Origin of the sequence: Polaromonas naphthalenivorans CJ2 (assembly GCF_000015505.1) — a bacterium.
In the GTDB taxonomy this organism is placed as follows: domain Bacteria; phylum Pseudomonadota; class Gammaproteobacteria; order Burkholderiales; family Burkholderiaceae_C; genus Polaromonas; species Polaromonas naphthalenivorans.
The window spans coordinates 180653-197131 of sequence record NC_008757.1 but is presented as its reverse complement, the minus strand read 5'-3'; the positions used below and the strand labels follow the sequence as shown (position 1 = coordinate 197131).

Annotated in this window: 10 protein-coding genes and 1 pseudogene; 8 read left to right on the top strand and 3 right to left on the bottom strand. The window is 60.8% G+C overall.

The window, feature by feature from the left end; genetic code table 11:
* Positions 1 to 5 precede the first annotated feature (5 nt).
* Positions 6 to 497, bottom strand: a complete 492-nt coding sequence (locus PNAP_RS21325) for a DUF2591 domain-containing protein (protein WP_011797946.1) — start codon at positions 495 to 497, stop codon at positions 6 to 8.
* Between the two features lie 680 nt (positions 498 to 1177).
* Between PNAP_RS21325 and istA the strand changes: the two genes are divergently transcribed.
* Both istA and istB read left to right on the top strand, forming a co-directional pair.
* A complete protein-coding gene (gene istA, locus PNAP_RS21320) occupies positions 1178 to 2716 on the top strand; it encodes an IS21 family transposase (RefSeq protein WP_011797945.1) in 1539 nt (512 codons plus the stop codon).
* Between the two features lie 41 nt (positions 2717 to 2757).
* On the top strand, positions 2758 to 3489 hold the full coding sequence (gene istB / locus PNAP_RS21315) for an IS21-like element helper ATPase IstB (protein ID WP_011797944.1): 732 nt from the start codon (positions 2758 to 2760) through the stop codon (positions 3487 to 3489).
* Between the two features lie 137 nt (positions 3490 to 3626).
* On the opposite strand, the gene PNAP_RS26100 is transcribed toward istB, so the two are convergent.
* Complete coding sequence (locus PNAP_RS26100; RefSeq protein ID WP_011797943.1) at positions 3627 to 4130, bottom strand: hypothetical protein; 504 nt, start codon at positions 4128 to 4130, stop codon at positions 3627 to 3629.
* Positions 4131 to 4729: 599 nt separating this feature from the next.
* Positions 4730 to 4942: pseudogene (locus PNAP_RS26095) on the bottom strand (GmrSD restriction endonuclease domain-containing protein); the annotation flags it as partial.
* 200 nt (positions 4943 to 5142) lie between these two features.
* Here PNAP_RS26095 and PNAP_RS21310 point away from each other — a divergent pair.
* The 6 genes from PNAP_RS21310 (at position 5143) to PNAP_RS21285 (ending at position 16439) form a co-directional block, all read left to right on the top strand.
* Complete coding sequence (locus tag PNAP_RS21310; protein WP_011797941.1) at positions 5143 to 5364, top strand: helix-turn-helix domain-containing protein; 222 nt, start codon at positions 5143 to 5145, stop codon at positions 5362 to 5364.
* The gene (pglW, locus tag PNAP_RS21305) at positions 5361 to 9644 is read left to right on the top strand and encodes a BREX system serine/threonine kinase PglW (protein ID WP_011797940.1); all 4284 of its coding nucleotides are present in this window, start codon (positions 5361 to 5363) and stop codon (positions 9642 to 9644) included. The genes PNAP_RS21310 and pglW overlap by 4 nt, the downstream gene beginning before the upstream one ends.
* A gap of 190 nt (positions 9645 to 9834) precedes the next feature.
* Positions 9835 to 11004 carry an ATPase gene (locus tag PNAP_RS21300; RefSeq protein ID WP_011797939.1) on the top strand — a complete coding sequence of 390 codons (1170 nt, stop codon included), beginning with the start codon at positions 9835 to 9837 and terminating at the stop codon, positions 11002 to 11004.
* Positions 11005 to 11086: 82 nt separating this feature from the next.
* Positions 11087 to 14788 (top strand): BREX-2 system adenine-specific DNA-methyltransferase PglX, encoded by a 3702-nt coding sequence (pglX, locus tag PNAP_RS21295; RefSeq protein ID WP_011797938.1) that lies wholly within the window; start codon positions 11087 to 11089, stop codon positions 14786 to 14788.
* 31 nt (positions 14789 to 14819) lie between these two features.
* A complete protein-coding gene (locus PNAP_RS21290; RefSeq protein ID WP_011797937.1) occupies positions 14820 to 15887 on the top strand; it encodes an AAA family ATPase in 1068 nt (355 codons plus the stop codon).
* Positions 15888 to 15890: 3 nt separating this feature from the next.
* Entirely contained in the window at positions 15891 to 16439 is a 549-nt protein-coding gene (locus tag PNAP_RS21285) for a hypothetical protein (protein WP_011797936.1), read from the top strand.
* The last annotated feature ends 40 nt before the right edge of the window (positions 16440 to 16479 follow it).

The following is a 16479-nucleotide window of genomic DNA, read 5'->3' as shown; positions in this document are numbered from 1 at the left end:
ATCGTCTACGGCATGAGTTCGTAGGGGATTGCAATTTCGTCACCAAGCTTGGACGCGACATAGCACCGCATGCCGGCTGTGAGCTGGGTGTAACCCACTATCTCTTCATCATTGCCGTATGTGCTTGCATCCCACAAGAAGCCAAAAATACTTCGACCAATACAGCGCGTAGTAATTCCTTCCCGCCCCATGATCGGCCCACCTTGGTTCCAGTTGGTGGCGGGTGACCACTCGCCACTATGCACCCACCTTAGGCAGATGCCGTTAGCGTAAGAGGCTTTGATTGCGCAGTTAGTTGGGGCATACCAGTCAGGTGACAGCTCCACCTCATAACCTTCGCACTTCGCTACCGCCCAATTGAAGGCTGCACCAATGAGTTCACTGGTTTTGACTTTAATAGTTTGGCCGGGGTTCAGTTGGTCGGGGGCTTCCTTGATTTCCTGATGGTCTGACTTTCCGCAAGTTCGGATATCGATTGCTTTGTTTGTTGCTGGCATACAGATGCTTTCTTTCCTCATTGGAGGATGTTAAAAAACAGCACAGCGATTGCTTTCTTGTGGCCTTGCGCCAAGGCCACAAGAAAACACACCTGAAGGGTGAGTTTTCTGCTTTTCAAATGCTTTTCAGAAGTAACTTTGGGTGACAAGCTGCCCTCGGTTGAGTTCTGTTTCGCATGCAGTGATTGCCTGCTGGCACGCCTGAAGGTCTGGCAGGTCAATTACCTTGCCCTGCAAGTGGGCTGCAAGCCCTCTACAGGTTGCAAAACAAATTCGATGATTCCGTTGAAGGGGGTGAATCGTTGCTCGAATGCTGCCTGTTTTTGTATCCAATTCAGCGTATAGGCCGTCTGGTGTGGGGGTGTAGCTCACTTGAGATGAGGTCAATTCATCACTCCTGGTGGTGATATTGACTAGATCGTCAAAGGCTGTGCTGCAAATGCAAATTGTGATACAGGCCGATTTTGGAATTGGCTTGCACTTCCATGCGTGCATATTTCAGTCCATCGTGGACGGTGTTTCAGGCTGATCGTGGACGCGATTTCAGCGTGATCGTGGACGGCATTTCAAATTGATCGTGGACGCTGTTTCAAACTGATCGTGGACGATATTTTGGGGGGATACGGGCAAGTGATTTCTTAAACCCGGCATAGGCTCGACGCTTTTTCGCGAAAGAGTCCATGCCAACCAACAGAATCACCATGCGCCAAATCCGAGAATCCCTGCGCCTGCACCTGCAGGCCAACCTGAGCTACAACGAGGTAGGCCGTAACCTCAAGATATCCAAAAGCGTAGTCGGCAAATACATGTCACTGGCGCGTGTGGCCGGTGTTGACTGGTCCGTTGCACAAACCTTGAGCGACCAAGAGCTGGAGGCCAAGCTGTACAAGGCAGCGTTACCGCGCAACAGCAAACAAGCACTGCCTGACTTTGCCCAGATACACACTGAGCTCAAACGCGCCGGTGTCACCCTGCAACTGCTGTGGGAGGAATACGCCAAGGGCAACGACCTGGCCTTCAAGTACACCAGCTTTTGCGTCAAATACCGGGAGTGGGCCATGGGGCTGAAGCGCTCCATGCGCCAGACCCATATTGCCGGTGAGAAACTCTTTGTTGACTACGCCGGTCAAACCGTCCCGCTGATTGATGCCGGCACCGGCGAAATCACCAAGGCACAGATATTTGTGGCCACCCTTGGCGCCTCCAACTACACCTTCGCCTGTGCCACGGCGCGCCAGACCACAGCCGACTGGATTGGCGCCCAGGTGCTGGCATTGGAGTATTTCGGTGGTGTGCCACGCCTGATCGTGCCAGACCAAACCCGCTCCCTGATCAAAAACCCGTGCAGCTACGACCCGCAGAACAACCGTCTGTATGAAGAATTCGCCGCCCACTACGGTTGTGCCCTGCTGGCAGCAAGGCCGGCTCACCCCAGAGACAAGCCCAAAGTCGAGAACGCCGTCCTGGTCGTTGAACGCTGGATACTGGCACGCCTGCGTAATCGCAAGTTCTTCAGTCTCATGGAGCTCAACCACGCCATTGCGCTGCTCCTGAACGATTTGAACCAGCGCGCCTTCAAAAAGCTGCCCGGCAACAGGCGCAGTGCCTTTGAGCAGCTTGATGCTCCAGCCCTGCGTCCACTGCCGGCCAAACGCTTTGAGTTATTCCGCTGGAAATCGGCCAAGGTCAATGTCGACTACCACGTGGAATTTGACGGCCATTACTACAGCGTGCCCCACACCCTGGTGCGCACCACCGTGGAACTGCGCGCCAGTGACACCTTGCTGGAATGTTATTCCTCCAACCAGCGCGTGGCTTGCCACGCTGTCAGCCCCAAGCGCGGTGCCCACACCACCACGCCTGAGCATATGCCTGCGTCGCACCGGGCGCATCTGGAGTGGACCCCGCAAAAGCTCATCGACTGGGGCCTGCGCATTGGCGTGAGCACCGCAGCGGTGGTGACCTGGCAGCTTGAACACCGCGCCCATCCTGAACAGGGCTACCGGGCTTGTTTGGGCTTGCAGCGCTTGGCACGCGAATTCACGCCGGCCAGGCTGGAGGCGGCCTGCACCCGAGCACTGGCCATTCGCTCCCTTACCTACCGCAGCGTGGCCTCCATTCTCAAAACAGGCTTGGATCGTCAGCAAAACCTGCCCACCATGACACCGGGCGCGCTCCCGGCGCACGACAACATCCGTGGCGCAGATTATTTCCACTGAACACACGCCTACCCAACAAACCAAACACGACAGGACAGACCATGAACGAACAGACCCTTACCCAATTACGCAGCCTGCGCCTGGATGGCATGGTGCGCGCCATTGAAGAGCAAGCCACCAGCATCGCGGTCAGCGCCCTGGGTTTTGATGAAAGATTCTCCCTGCTGGTGCAGCGCGAGGTGGCATGGCGCGATGAGCGCCGGGTCGAGCGTCTGCTTAAAGCCGCCAAACTCAAAGTGAGCTCAGCCTGTGTCGAAGATATCAATTGGCGCGCCAGTCGCGCACTTGATCGCGCCCTGGTGACTGCCTTGGCCGGGGGTGATTGGCTTCGCAATGCGCAGAATCTGCTGATCACCGGTGCCACCGGTTGTGGCAAGACCTGGCTGGCGTGTGCCTTGGCGCATCAAGCCGCTCGCTTAGGCTTCTCGGTGCTGTACGTGCGCGCCGGGCGGCTCTTTGATGAACTGCATGTCGCCCATGGTGATGGCAGCCTTAATCGGCGAATGAGTCAACTGGCCAAGCTTGATTTACTGGTGATTGATGACTTTGCCATTTCTCCAATGGGCGCGCCCGAGAGAAACGATTTGCTGGAGGTGCTCGATGATCGGGTGGGCACGCGCTCGACGTTGATCACCAGTCAATTGCCGGTAAAAGCCTGGCATACCTATCTGGACGATCCAACGCTGGCCGATGCCATTCTCGATCGTGTCGTGCACAGCAGCCACCGGATTGATCTCAAGGGCGCCACGCTGCGAGATCCGAATACAAATTGATTGCCTTGCCCACTCAACACCGTCGGGCGTCAACTTGGTAATGCATGGGTACATGCACAACCGGGGGGCCTGCCGGCGGCCCTGGCAGGGGCCTAAGAAATTAGAAATTCCAGACACAGGAAACCAGAAGGCAGACTTCAGGAATCAAAAGCCATCGCTTCGCGCCTGCCCATGGCGCGCTGGCATTGCGATGTTTGAGATACATTAATTCCTCGCTTGCGCGCATCCCTGCGCGTCCACGATGGCGCTGAAACATCGTCCACGATCAGTTTGAAACAGGCGTCCACGATCGCTGAAATACGCACATGCGAAGCAACTTGAACCTTCATCTCGCCAAAACGTGATGCTTTGGGAATACCAATTGGAAAATTAATAGCAGCGGGCTGAAACGCCGGTAACACCTTGACTGCTCTGAACCAGTTCAGAAGCTTTCTTGCGTAGCGACATCCCAGGGTTCGCACGATCCGAATGCATTCGCGCTCCAAGTCAATCCCGTAGCCCGCTATCCGGTAGTCACCGAGTCGTTGGGCAAACATTTCCATTTGCGACTGTCGCCAACCTTTGTCTCGCGCGTTAGCTACTGCAGCCAGTACCGCCCGTTCGACAAGTGCGACAGGGCTTGAATTCAATTTTCTGGGCATGATTCTTCCTCAAAAAGAGTTGTAAAACCCACCACCGAAACGGCTGAATTAACACACTGGTATTAATGCAAACGTCTCCAGGAAACGACCGACAGGATGACTACAAATTCAGTTTTTTGGATTGGCGAACCTGGCGAATCTATCCAAGCGTGGCTTGAGATTGGCGGGTTGCGTGGGACGTACTCATGCATGTCATTGCTTGCATTGGCATTGACGCATGGGCTTCTGCATAGCAGATGCTTGCCCGGGAAGACATTTTGATGTGCAAAAAAAGCGACTTTTCCACACAAAAGCGCGGATCAGGTTGCATTCATGCAATGGCCGTCGAACAAGCAACAGTCAAATTTTCAGTTCAGGTGAACTACGCAGTAGCTCTACCTTGTTTTTTCATGCTGTACTAGACAGCACCTTGATTTTGCTTGAAATTGCTGGCTTTGGGAGGTGTGAATGATGTTTTTTTTGGGGCAATATTCAAGCTTTGCCCATTGCACTGACCTGGCACCCATCATCCGGTGTTGGATGATGCGACCTAATTAGGTCGCTTATGGTGGTGCAGCAAAACTCACGGTAAACGCAGCGCAGGCTGGTCAGTTACCGACAGCGCGATCACTTGCCCCTTGAACCAACCGATGCGCAAATTTATTTGTTCCAACCGTTTGGGTTTTCAAAGTCATCAGTGCACCGATCGGGAAACCGCGCGACACCGACGCTATCAAGGAAATGATGCGATCCTCGTCCCACACCCATGAACGTTGAAAATCGGGTAACTGCAATTGCCCTTGGTGCCTGCGAACGAAGTACGGGCTGTACACGTACCCTTGGCTTTTAAGCCTGTAACTTCGCAAACTTTTTTCAATGCCTTCATGATGTGAATCGAGTGTCTTTTAATAAAACAGGCGCTTGGTTCAACTCGCTTCTTTCAAATAGACAATTAGATACAAATCATACTCGTAGTTGCGCGTAGCTTGGTTTTTTGTTATTCTGCGCATCAGCCTTCGATAAAAATACGAAAATGATCCGCTGCCACCTGTCCCTTTTCATGGGGCGCGACAAACTCCGCATCTCCGATGTCGCGAAACGAACAGGCCTCAATCGCAGCACGGTCACGGCGCTTTACAACGAAACGGCGACTCGAGTTGACTTACCCGCCATCGAAAGCCTGTGCACGCTTTTCCAGTGCCAAGTGGGCGAGTTGTTTGAAATCGTTCCCCCCAAGCCCGAGGTCTCTCCATGAGCATGAGCGCCAACCGCTGGAAGGTCATTGCCGAATCCAGCTTTCCCTGGGAGCGCGATGCGCTCGAATGGCTGCGCGCCCAATTGCCCGACCGTGAGCCCTGGAGTGTCTGGACGAATTTCGAATTCATCGATGACCAAGGAAAAGTCAACGAGGTCGATGTCTTGGTGCTGTCGCCCGCCGGGCTGTTTCTGATCGAGATCAAAAGCCGGCCTGGTACGGTCGATGGCGACGCGCACACCTGGACCTGGAACACCGATGGCCGGGAGTACAGCTACGACAACCCTTTGCTGCTGGCGGACCGCAAATCCAAACGCCTGGCCAGCCTGCTGCGCCGCCAGGCGGCCATCGTCAAGGCCAAGATCCGCCTGCCGTTCATCCAGCCAGCGATCTTTCTCTCGTCCACCAGCCTTAAAAGCAAGCTGCAAGGCATCGCCAAAACCGCCACCTTTCAGCGCGGCCAGCCCGGCTCGCTCACCGACGACGGCATCGTTCACGCCCTGGTCAACGGCATCCACAGCAACGCGGCTCAAGCTGTCGATGGCCAGAAAGCCAGGGCCATCGCCCGCGGGCTGGCAGAAGCCGGCATCCGGCCCTCCAACAAACACCGGCAGGTCGGGGACTACCAACTCATCAAACTGATCGCCGAGGGCGAAGGCTTCCAGGACTGGCAAAGCCAGCACGTGAGCATGGCGAGCATTCAGAGACGGGTTCGCATCTACACCGTGGCCCATGCGTCCAGTCCCGAAGCGCGCGCCACCCGGGTTCGCCAGGCCAGGCGTGAGTTTGAAGTGCTCGAAGGCATCAGCCACCCCAACATCCTGAAGGTCAACGACTACAAAGAGACCGAAATGGGCCCGGCGCTGGTGTTTGACCACGACCCCAAGGCCCAGCGGTTAGATCACTTGTTGCGCGATCGCGGTACGCAACTCACCGTCACCCAGCGCCTGCAATTGGTGCGCGACATTGCCGAAACCTTGAAATTTGCCCACTCCAGGCGCCTGTACCACCGCGCCCTGGGGCCGCAAAGCATCATGGTTCACACGGCGGACGGCGGCGCGCTGACGCCCCGGCTGATGAACTGGCAAACCGCCTCGCGCGAGGCGGGCAATCCCGACACGGTCCACCGCACCACCGGCACGCGCCATGTGGAGGACTACGTCGAAGACCCCGGCCTGGTGTACCTGGCGCCTGAAACCACGCGCGCCGATGCCACCCATGGCCCCAGCCTGGACGTGTTTTCGCTCGGCGCCATTGCCTACCATGTGTTCTCCGGCCAGGCCCCGGCCGGGTCGGTCCTTGAACTGGCAGAAAAGCTGCGTCTGGGCCAGGGCCTGCGCCTGTCCGATGTCTCTGACGGCTGCGGCATGCGGCTGCAAGAGTTGATTCAGTACGCCACCTGCCCGGACGTGATGGCGCGTTACGACGTGGTGCAGGGTTTCCTGGACGACCTGGTCAAAGTGGAAGACGAGCTCACCGCGCCCGACCCGGAAGCAACCGTCGACCCCAGCATCGCCGGGCACGGCGACCGGCTCGAAGGCGGCTTCACGGTGGTCAAGCGGATGGGGCGTGGCTCCTCCAGCGATGTGCTGCTGGTGCGCGAAGACGATTCGCCAGAAGAGTTGATCCTCAAGGTCGCGTGTGATCTGGCGCATAACGATCGCCTGGTGGCCGAAGGCGATGTACTGGCCGGCCTGCACCACCAAAATATTGTCGAGTACCGCCGCACCCTGTCGGTTGCCGGCCGCACCGCCTTGCTGATGCGCAGCGCCGGCCCCAAGACGCTGGCGCAAAAGATCAAGGAAGACGGCCGCCTGTCGCTGGACCTGCTCCAGCGCTTTGGCGAGGAACTCATCGAGGTCGTCAACCACCTCGAAGACCACGGCGTGGCCCACCGCGACCTCAAGCCTGAAAACATCGGCATTGCCACCACCAGCTCCGGCAAGCTGCAACTGGTCCTCTTTGATTTCTCGCTGTGCCGCACCCCGACCGAGAACATATCCGCCGGAACCCATTCCTACCTGGACCCGTTTCTGAGCCTGCGCAAGCCGCCACGCTGGGATTTGTATGCCGAGCGGTTTGCGCTGGCCGTTACCTTGTACGAAATGGCCATTGGCAAGCTGCCTGTCTGGGGCGATGGCCAGACCTCCCCGGCCATGCTGGATGTGGAAGCTACGGTTGCCAGCGATGTGTTCGACCCTGTCACGCGCGAAGGCTTCACCGCGTTTTTCTCCAAAGCCATGCGCCGGGACTTCAAGGAGCGCTTTGATAACGCCGAAGACATGCTGCGCGCCTGGCGGGCCATCTTCGCCGCCCGGCAGACCGTACACCCACCCCAGGCTGAAGGTTTTTCGGCCATCGCGCTCACGGCCTTGTCCACCACCACCATGGCCGAGTTGGGCTACACGCTGGAGGCGCAGGACGTTCTGGAGCGCATGGGTGTCCACAACGCTCGCGAACTGCTCGCCGTCGATCGCATTCGTTTTCGCTACCTCAAGGGCGTGGGCGACAGGATTCGCAAGGAAATCAGGCTCACGGCCAAAGAGCTGGCGCACCTGCGGCCTGACCTCGCGCAAGGTCGCGCCACACTGCACGATTCCGATGACGATGGCACCCATGACGGCGCTGTCAGCGTCAACGAACTGGCCGCCCTGCTCATGCCCCGCAGGCCCGCCGGCGATGACCGTCCCGAAGAAGCAGCGCTGGCGCATTACCTTGGGCTCGACCTTGGCCTCGACGACGCGGCCCAGCCGGAAAGCGCATCCAGCCAGGCTGCATGGCCTACCCTGGGCGAATCGGCCCAGGCCACCGGCGTGGAGCGCAGCACGCTCACCGCCACCCTGGTCAAGGCCCGCGAGCGATGGCTAAAAAACCCGGCGTTCACCGAAGTGCGCCTGCAGCTCGACAAACTGGTGCTCACCCAGGGCCAGGTGATGACCGCCCATGAAGCGGCCCTGGCCTTGCTCGCCCTGCGCGGCTGCGCCATGCAGGAGGATGCGCAGCGCCTGCAACTCGCCAGCGCCGTCCTGCGCGCCGTCCTGGAGGCCGAAGCCCATCTGGAGAACCCCCGCATTCAGCTCTATGACCATCCGCCTTCGCCCCTGATCGCGACCAGTTCAGCCTGGGCCGATTACGCCCGCCAGCTCGGCAGCGTGGCCGACACCTGCGCGCTGGTCGATCCCTTGCTGCCCCCTTCGCGCGTGATCGAAGCGCTCGTTGCCGTCCAGCCGGTGGGCGTCCTCATGGGCAGCGGCCCGGCGCAAGAGGCCGGCGAAGCCCCCATGCCCGGCACCCGGCTGCTTCGCCTGGCCACATCGGCCTCGCGCACCGCCGCCCTGTCGAGCCGGCAGGAAATCTATCGCCGGGGCATGCCCGCCTTGCAGGCGCTGCGCCAGTCCCTGGGCGCACTTGTGGGTGTGCCCACATTGCGCATCCGCGAACTGCAGGACCGCGTGCGCGGCCGTTACCCGGAAGCCACCCTGCTCCCTGGTCGGCCTGCGCTGGACCGCTTGCTCGAAGAAGCCGGCGCCCCGCTGCAATGGAGCCCTGCTGCGGCCGATGGCGCAGGCGCCTACCTGTGCCCCGCGCTGAACAACCACCCCACGGTGGGCACGACGACCGTGTTTTCCCGTCAATCGACCTTTCCGGGCGCCCATGCAGCTGGAACGCCAGCCGGTGAAGCCAGCGAGGCAGCCCTGGCCGACGCCCAGGCGGCCGAGATTCGGCTGCAGCGCGCCCTCAAGTCCGGAGGCCTTTTGGTGCTGACGGTCGAACCGCGTCAGGCGCGCCATGCTGAAGCCGAACTGCTGCGCCGCTTCGGGCCAGACTCGCAAACACAACCGGCACTGCAACGCATGAGCTTTGACGCGCTGCTGCTCAAGGCCCTGCGCACCGAAGCAGACCGTGCCCGTGTGGACTGGTCCATGGTGCTGCGCGCCGACACCGCCGAGCCCGGCAGCCGCGACTGGGCCAACCTGCAGCGCCTGGTGCAGCGCACCCTGGCCAGCCTCAAACCCCTGCTGCTCGACAGTCCGGCGCCTGCCCTGCTAACCAACGTGGGCCTGCTGGCGCGCTACGACCTCATGGCACTCGTCACCGAGATGGAAGCCAGCGCCGGCCGCCCCGGCCACACCCCGGCGGTGTGGCTGCTGCTGCCTTCGCACAAGCAGGGCCTGCCCGTCATTGATGGCGTGCCCGTGCCGCTGGTCAACAGCACGCAGGCTTTTGCCCTGCCGCCCGCCTGGATTGAAAACAAGCACCGCGCATCGGCCCTAGCCTGAATTTACAGAAAAAACAGCCTGCTGTGCACGTCCAGCTTGCGCAAGCAGCTATTAAAAACAGAGCAATAACGCTTTTTTATCAAACCAAGGATGGATACATCAAGCCTTTCTATAAACGTCTATAGAAAACTATAATTCAGCATAAAGCAGGTATTCCCGCCTGCAAACCGAACTTCCGCGCGGCTCCACGATGAAAAACTTTTTCCACCGCCAGCGGCTCGCCGCCGACATGGCCGACAAGATTTTGCAGACCGCGCCCGGATCGGCTTCCAGCTCCGGGCTGTTTCTGGCCGCGCCCCGGCGCACCGGCAAATCCACCTTCCTGCGCGAAGACCTGCGCCCCCAGCTTGAAGCCCAGGGCGCGCTGGTGCTGTATGCCGACTTGTGGGAAAACCGCAAGGCCGACCCCGGCGCCGTGATCATTGCTGCCGTGCGCGCGGCGCTGGCGCAGCACGAAGGCGTGGTGGCCCGCCTAGCGCGCGCCTCGGGCATGGACAAGGTCAGCGTCGGCGGCCTGTCGTTTTCGCTCGACCGCATCGGCCTGGCCAGCGGCGTGTCCCTGTCCAGCGCGCTGGCCGCGCTGTCCGATGAAACCGGCCAGACGCTCGTGCTGGTAATTGACGAAGCCCAGCACGCCATCACCACCGAAAGCGGCGCAGACGCGCTGTTTGCCCTGAAGGCGGCGCGCGACGAACTCAACAGCAGCCGCCACCACGGACTGCGCGTGGTCGCCACCGGCTCCAACCAGGACAAGCTGGCCATGCTGCGCAACGGCAAGGAGCAGGCTTTTTTCGGCGCTCCGCTGGTGAAATTCCCGGCGCTCGGAAAAGACTACATCGCGTGGTTTTGCCAGCAGGTCCGACTGCCCGCCGCCCTGAGCGTCGAGGTGGTGCATGCGCTGTTTGTGCGCGCTTCGTTCCGCCCCGAAATGCTCGGAGCCGCCGCCGACGCGCTGCGTTTTGATTTTGAGCTGCAGCCCGAAGACGTGCCGGCCCGCTTTGCGCAGGCGGTCCAAGAGCAGATCGAGGCCAGCTATGCCGAGCAGCTGCGCGTCATCCACAGCCTGACGCCCTTGCAGTCGGCGGTGCTGCGGGTGCTGGCCAGCAAGGGCGCGCAGTACGCACCCTTTGAGACCGAAACCATCCTGGCCTACCAGCGGCTGCTCGACACCCTGGCGCCGCACAGCACCGTCAAGGCCGATGTGCCCAACGTCCAGCAAGCCCTGGCCGCCCTGCAGGAAAAGGCCCTGGTCTGGCGCGCCTCGCGCGGCGTCTATGCGCTGGAAGAAGCCAGCCTGCAGGAGCTGATGGCGCAGGAGGGCCTGCTGCCCGGCGCTGGCGGCGCTACAGGCCAAAATTAAGCATCAAAATAGCCGCCTGCGCATGACAGACGTGCGCAAGCAGCTATTAAAACAATAGTAAAAATCAAAGAAGCCCTGCAAAATGATCAACGCCCCCCAGCTTCTGACCGACCTCAAGCGCCGCCTCGCGCTGCTCGAAAGCGACCTGCGCGAGCGCATCCACACGCTGCCCGACCTCAAGGCCAGCCTGCAAGCCGAATGGCAAGTCGCCCGCGATGCCAACCGCACGGCCGAAACGCTGGAGAGCTGGAGCGACCAGGTCATCACCCAGGCCGGCGTGCATTGGCTGCTGAGCTGCGTGTTCCTGCGCTTCATTGAAGACAACACCCTGGTCGAGCGCCCCTGGATCGGCGGCACGCCGGGCAGCGGACGCCTGGTCCTGGCGCGTGACCGGCATGAAACCTACTTTCGCGCCAGCCCGCTGGAGAGCGACCGCGATTACCTGCTGGCCTGCTTCACGGAGGCCGGCACGCTGCCCGGCCTGCACACCTTTTTTGACGCCGCGCACAACCCGGTGTTTCGCCTCGGCATCAGCGGCGACGCGGCCATGAGCCTGCGCCAGTTCTGGCAGCAGCAAGACCCCAACACCGGCGCGCTGCTGCACGACTTCACCGACGCCAGCTGGAACACCCGCTTTCTGGGCGACCTGTACCAGGATTTGTCCGAAGCCACCCGCAAGCGCTACGCCCTGCTGCAAACGCCCGAGTTCGTCGAGGAATTCATCCTGGACCGCACCTTGACCCCGGCCATCCGCGAGTTTGGCTACCGCGAGGTGCGCATGATCGATCCGACCTGCGGCTCGGGCCACTTCTTGCTGGGCGGCTTTCAGCGCATGGTGGGTGAATGGTCCCGCGCCGCGCCCGCCCACAACCGGCGCGACGTGGCGCAAAAGGCGCTCGACGCCGTGGCCGGCGTGGATTTGAATCCGTTTGCGGTGGCGATTTCTCGCTTTCGGCTGCTGCTGGCCGCGCTGCAGGCCAGCGACGTGCATCGTTTGAGCGACGCGCCGGATTTCACGATCCATGTCGCCATTGGCGACAGCCTGCTGCACGGGCAGCGTTTTGGCCTGTCGGGGCAATCGGGCATCCAGTCCGACGACCTGTTCGACGTGGCCGAAAGCCACGCCGACAGCGGCCTGGCCCACGCCTACGCCAGCGAAGATTTAAAACTGGTGCAGCGCATCCTGGGCCGCCAGTACCACGCGGTGGTGGGCAACCCGCCTTACATCGTTGTCAGGGACGCGGCGCTGAACGCCGCTTACCGCAGCCAGTACGCCAGTTGCCATCGGCAATATTCGCTGGGCGTGCCGTTCACCGAACGTTTTTTTGAGCTGGCCGTGACCGGGCGTCCTGCCTTACTCCCTCTCCCTCAGGGAGAGGACCGGGGTGAGGGCGGCCCCGGTTCGGCCGGCTTTGTCGGCCTGATCACCGCCAACTCCTTCATGAAGCGTGAGTTCGGCAGCAAGCTGATAGAGCAGGTGCTGCCTCGGCTGGACCTGACGCATGTGGTGGACACCTCGGGCGCCTACATTCCCGGCCACGGCACGCCGACGGTGATCCTGTTTGGCCGCCATCAGACGCCGAAACCCGACAACCCGATTCGCACCGTCATGGGCATCAAGGGCGAACCCAGCGCGCCGAACGACCCGGCGCACGGGCTGGTGTGGTCGGCTATCTTGTCGCAGATTGACCGCGCCGGGTCAGAAAGCGAGTTTGTTAGCGTGGCCGATATGGAGCGCAAGGGCTTGGCCAAACATCCGTGGAGCATTGGCGGTGGCGGTGTGGCTGATGTAAAAGAGCAGATTGAAGCAAACACCGTCCCATTGTCATCAATCACGACTGATCTCGGATTTGTCTGCATCACGAAAGCTGACGATGTTTTTGTGCTTCCACTGGAGGCGGCAATTCGGAAAGGGTGCGAGCCTGCGGTACTGAAAGCTTTTGCAGTAGGTGAAGATGTTCGCGACTGGACAGTTAACAGCGAAAACATTTGTCTGTTTCCCTACAGCGATAAGGCTGAACTTCGACCTGCGAGCGATCTTGCGAATGCATTGCGCTTTATTTGGCGATGCCGAACATCCCTTCTCGACCGAAAGATTTTTGGTGGTGAAACCTATCGCGAAACGGGAAAGGCTTGGTATTCATACGGACAGATACCTGCAGAGCGTTTCAAGATCAGGACTGCGATTACTTTCGCCTTCGTCGCCACCTACAACCATTTCGTCCTTGACCGAGGCGGCAAGGTGTTCAACCGCACGGCGCCGGTCATCAAGCTGCCCGCCGGGGCAAGCGAGGACTCGCATTTGGGCTTGCTCGGGTTGCTCAATTCGTCAACCGCAGGTTTCTTCTTGAAGCAGGTGTGTTTCAACAAGGGTAATGGTGGGATTGGTGGAGGAATATCGGACGAGCATTGGGAGTTGCGTTACGAGTACAACGCGTCACAGCTTGTTGATTTTCCAGTCGTAGAAAATCGCCCCCTCGACCTCGCCACCCACCTCGACCATCTGGCCAACCAGCTTGCCGCCTCACAACCCGCCGCGCTGCTGGCCGCCGCCCACGCGGGCACCGAAGCGCTCCCCACCCGCGCCAGCCTGGACGCCGCCCGCGTCCATGCCACTGAACTGCGCCGCCAGATGATTGCCGGTCAGGAAGAACTGGACTGGCGCTGCTACCGCCTTTACGGCCTGCTGCCAGCCAGCAGCCAAGCCGCCGATGTCGAGCACGCCGCGCCGCCCGAAGTCGCGCTGGGCGAGCGCGCTTTTGAAATCGTGCTGGCCCGCCGCGTGGCTGCCGGCACGGAAACCACCACTTGGTTCGAGCGTCACGGCTCGACACCCGTCACCGACATTCCCGGCCACTGGCCTGAGGATTACCGCCAGGTGGTGCAGCGCCGCATCGACCTCATTGCCAGCGACCGCAACATCGCCCTGATCGAGCGCCCCGAGTACAAGCGCCGCTGGAACTCGCCCAAGTGGAACGATCTGGAGCAAGCCGCCCTGCGCGACTGGCTGCTGGCCCGGCTCGAACTGCCCCGTTACTGGCCCGCCAGCGCCGATCAGCCGCCCCAGCTCACCTCGACCAGCCGCCTGGCCGACGCTGCCCGGATGGACGCCGACTTCATGCAGATGGCCACGCTCTACGCAGGCCACGCCGATTTCGACATCGGCCAGCTCGTCGCCCAGCTGGTCGCCAGCGAAGCCGCGCCTTTCCTGCCCGTGCAGCGCTACACCGAAGCAGGCCTGCGCAAGCGCGCCCAGTGGGAAGCCACCTGGGCCTTGCAGCGGCGCGAGGATGCGGGGGAAGACTTGACGGCGAGCGTCGGCGCCATTCCGGTTCCGCCCAAGTTCAAAAGCACTGATTTTCTGAAAACCGATGTCTGGCGCCTGCGCGGCGGCCTGGACGTGCCCAAGGAGCGCTGGGTCAGCTACCCCGGCTGCGAACGCGGCGCCGACGGCAGCCTGATCATTGCCTGGGCCGGCTGGGACCACCTGCAGCAAGCCACCGCCCTGGCCGGTTTTTACCTAGACATGAAAGACAGCGAAGGCTGGCCCCCCGAGCGCCTGCAACCCCTGCTGGCCGGCCTGCTGGAGCTGGTGCCCTGGCTGGCGCAGTGGCACAACGAAGTCGATCCGGTCTATGGCGAGCGCATGGGCGACTATTACCAGGGTTTTGTGGCCGAAGAAGCCCGTGCCCAGGGCTTCACGCTCGATGACTTGCGGGCCTGGACGCCTGCCGCCACGGTCAAAGCGCGTGGACGGCGCAAAGCCACGGCCGCCAGCGAATGACAATAGCCAGCTATTTCCCAGGAGCGCCCAGATGACCGCCTTCAAGTCACTCGTTGTCGAAAATTTCGTCGCCTTCCAGCAAAAGCTGGTGTGGCAGCACGCCTCGCTGAACGTGATCATCGGAGAGAACGACACCGGCAAGACGCACTTGCTCAAGCTGCTCTACGCCATGGGCCGCGCCATCGAGGACTATTCCAAAAAGAAGGCGGGCCCGGAGCCCAAGGATTTGACCGAGTTGCTGGCGCAAAAGCTGCGCTGGACTTTTTTGCCGCCCAAGCTGGAGCTGGGGCGCCTGGTGTCGCGGGGCACCGGCAACCGCCTGAGCGTCGAGCTGGGCTGGAACACGGACGGCCATCTCAAATTCGGCTTTGGCAAGGACACGGTGAGCAAGATCGTTGAACTGCAAGCCAACGGCCTGCCCGAACTGGAGGGGCATAAGGCGACTTTTCTGCCGCCCAAAGAGATTTTGTCGATTTTCGACGCCATCGTCGCCACCCGCGAGACCGTGGAAATCGCCTCCTTTGACGACACCTACTACGACCTGGTGCAGGACTATCGCCAGCCCACCACGGCGGGCAAGCTGCAGGACAACATCAAAAAGGTGTTCAAGCACCTGGAGGAGGTCACTGGGGGCGGCGAAGTGGAGATGGAAAAAGACGGCAGCATCGTCTTTCGCCGCGGCAAGGAGGTGTTCAACATGCACCAGACGGCCGAGGGCATCAAGAAAATCGGGATTTTGTCGCGCCTGATGCGCAACCGGCGCCTGACCCCTGCGGGCGGCAGCATGCTGTTCGTCGATGAGCCCGAGGTGAACCTGCACCCCAAGGCGATTGTGCTGTTTGCCGAGATGCTGCACGAGTTCGCCCAGTCGGGCATTCAGGTGTACCTGACCACGCACAGCTACTTTTTGCTCAAGCGCCTGGAGCAGCTGGCCCGCCAGAAAAACACCGACTATTCGCTGCTGGACCTGCGCAAGCAAAGCGGCGCGGGCGTGGTGGGCACAGTTACGCATCTGGCCGATGGCCTGCCGCAAAACCCGATTGTCGAGGAGTCGCTGCGGCTTTTTGACCTCGATGTTCAGCTTGACCTGGCCGCTTGATCGATGGCGACTTACCTTGAATCCGGACTGCGCCTAGACCTGCCCGACGGACAGCACTTTCGTTTTGCCGACCTGCCAGCCTACCAGGCGCTCAGCAGCTATCGGCTCAAAGAAATGGACTTTGCCTGGCTGGATGGCGGCAAGCTGTTCCTGCTGGAAGTGCGCAGCTACGCCCAGGTGACCGAGACCCTGACGGGTGCCCATTTCGTCCCCGCCAAGGGCCAGCCGGCGCCATTTCGCTACGAGGCGCTGATTGACAAGGTGACCGACTCGTTGCTGATGCTGCTGGCGGCCTGGGCAGGCTCTGCCGGCGGTCAAGCCCTGCGCGAAGGTTTGCCCGAGGGCGCAAAAATCCGCTTGCCCCTGAAGCTGGTCATTGCGGTGGACCTGCCGGCCAAGCTGGCCATTCACCTGCAAGGCCTGCGGGACAGCCTCAATGCGCGCCTGCGCGGCCGCATGGCGCTGGCCGATGTGCGCAACGTGGTGTTGATCGATTACGCGCGCCTGGTGGCAGACCCCAGGTTCAGCGCCTTTATCCGGTTGCAGGTTTAGGCGTCAAGCCACGACATGTTAATTTTCACGACATTTTTTA

What these genes read in the sequence shown, in the direction of transcription:
- PNAP_RS21325 (WP_011797946.1), bottom strand. Translation starts at nt 497, where the DNA reads ATGCCAGCAACAAACAAAGCAATCGATATCCGAACTTGCGGAAAGTCA.
- istA (WP_011797945.1), top strand. Translation starts at nt 1,178, where the DNA reads ATGCCAACCAACAGAATCACCATGCGCCAAATCCGAGAATCCCTGCGC.
- istB (WP_011797944.1), top strand. Translation starts at nt 2,758, where the DNA reads ATGAACGAACAGACCCTTACCCAATTACGCAGCCTGCGCCTGGATGGC.
- PNAP_RS26100 (WP_011797943.1), bottom strand. Translation starts at nt 4,130, where the DNA reads ATGCCCAGAAAATTGAATTCAAGCCCTGTCGCACTTGTCGAACGGGCG.
- PNAP_RS21310 (WP_011797941.1), top strand. Translation starts at nt 5,143, where the DNA reads ATGATCCGCTGCCACCTGTCCCTTTTCATGGGGCGCGACAAACTCCGC.
- pglW (WP_011797940.1), top strand. Translation starts at nt 5,361, where the DNA reads ATGAGCATGAGCGCCAACCGCTGGAAGGTCATTGCCGAATCCAGCTTT.
- PNAP_RS21300 (WP_011797939.1), top strand. Translation starts at nt 9,835, where the DNA reads ATGAAAAACTTTTTCCACCGCCAGCGGCTCGCCGCCGACATGGCCGAC.
- pglX (WP_011797938.1), top strand. Translation starts at nt 11,087, where the DNA reads ATGATCAACGCCCCCCAGCTTCTGACCGACCTCAAGCGCCGCCTCGCG.
- PNAP_RS21290 (WP_011797937.1), top strand. Translation starts at nt 14,820, where the DNA reads ATGACCGCCTTCAAGTCACTCGTTGTCGAAAATTTCGTCGCCTTCCAG.
- PNAP_RS21285 (WP_011797936.1), top strand. Translation starts at nt 15,891, where the DNA reads ATGGCGACTTACCTTGAATCCGGACTGCGCCTAGACCTGCCCGACGGA.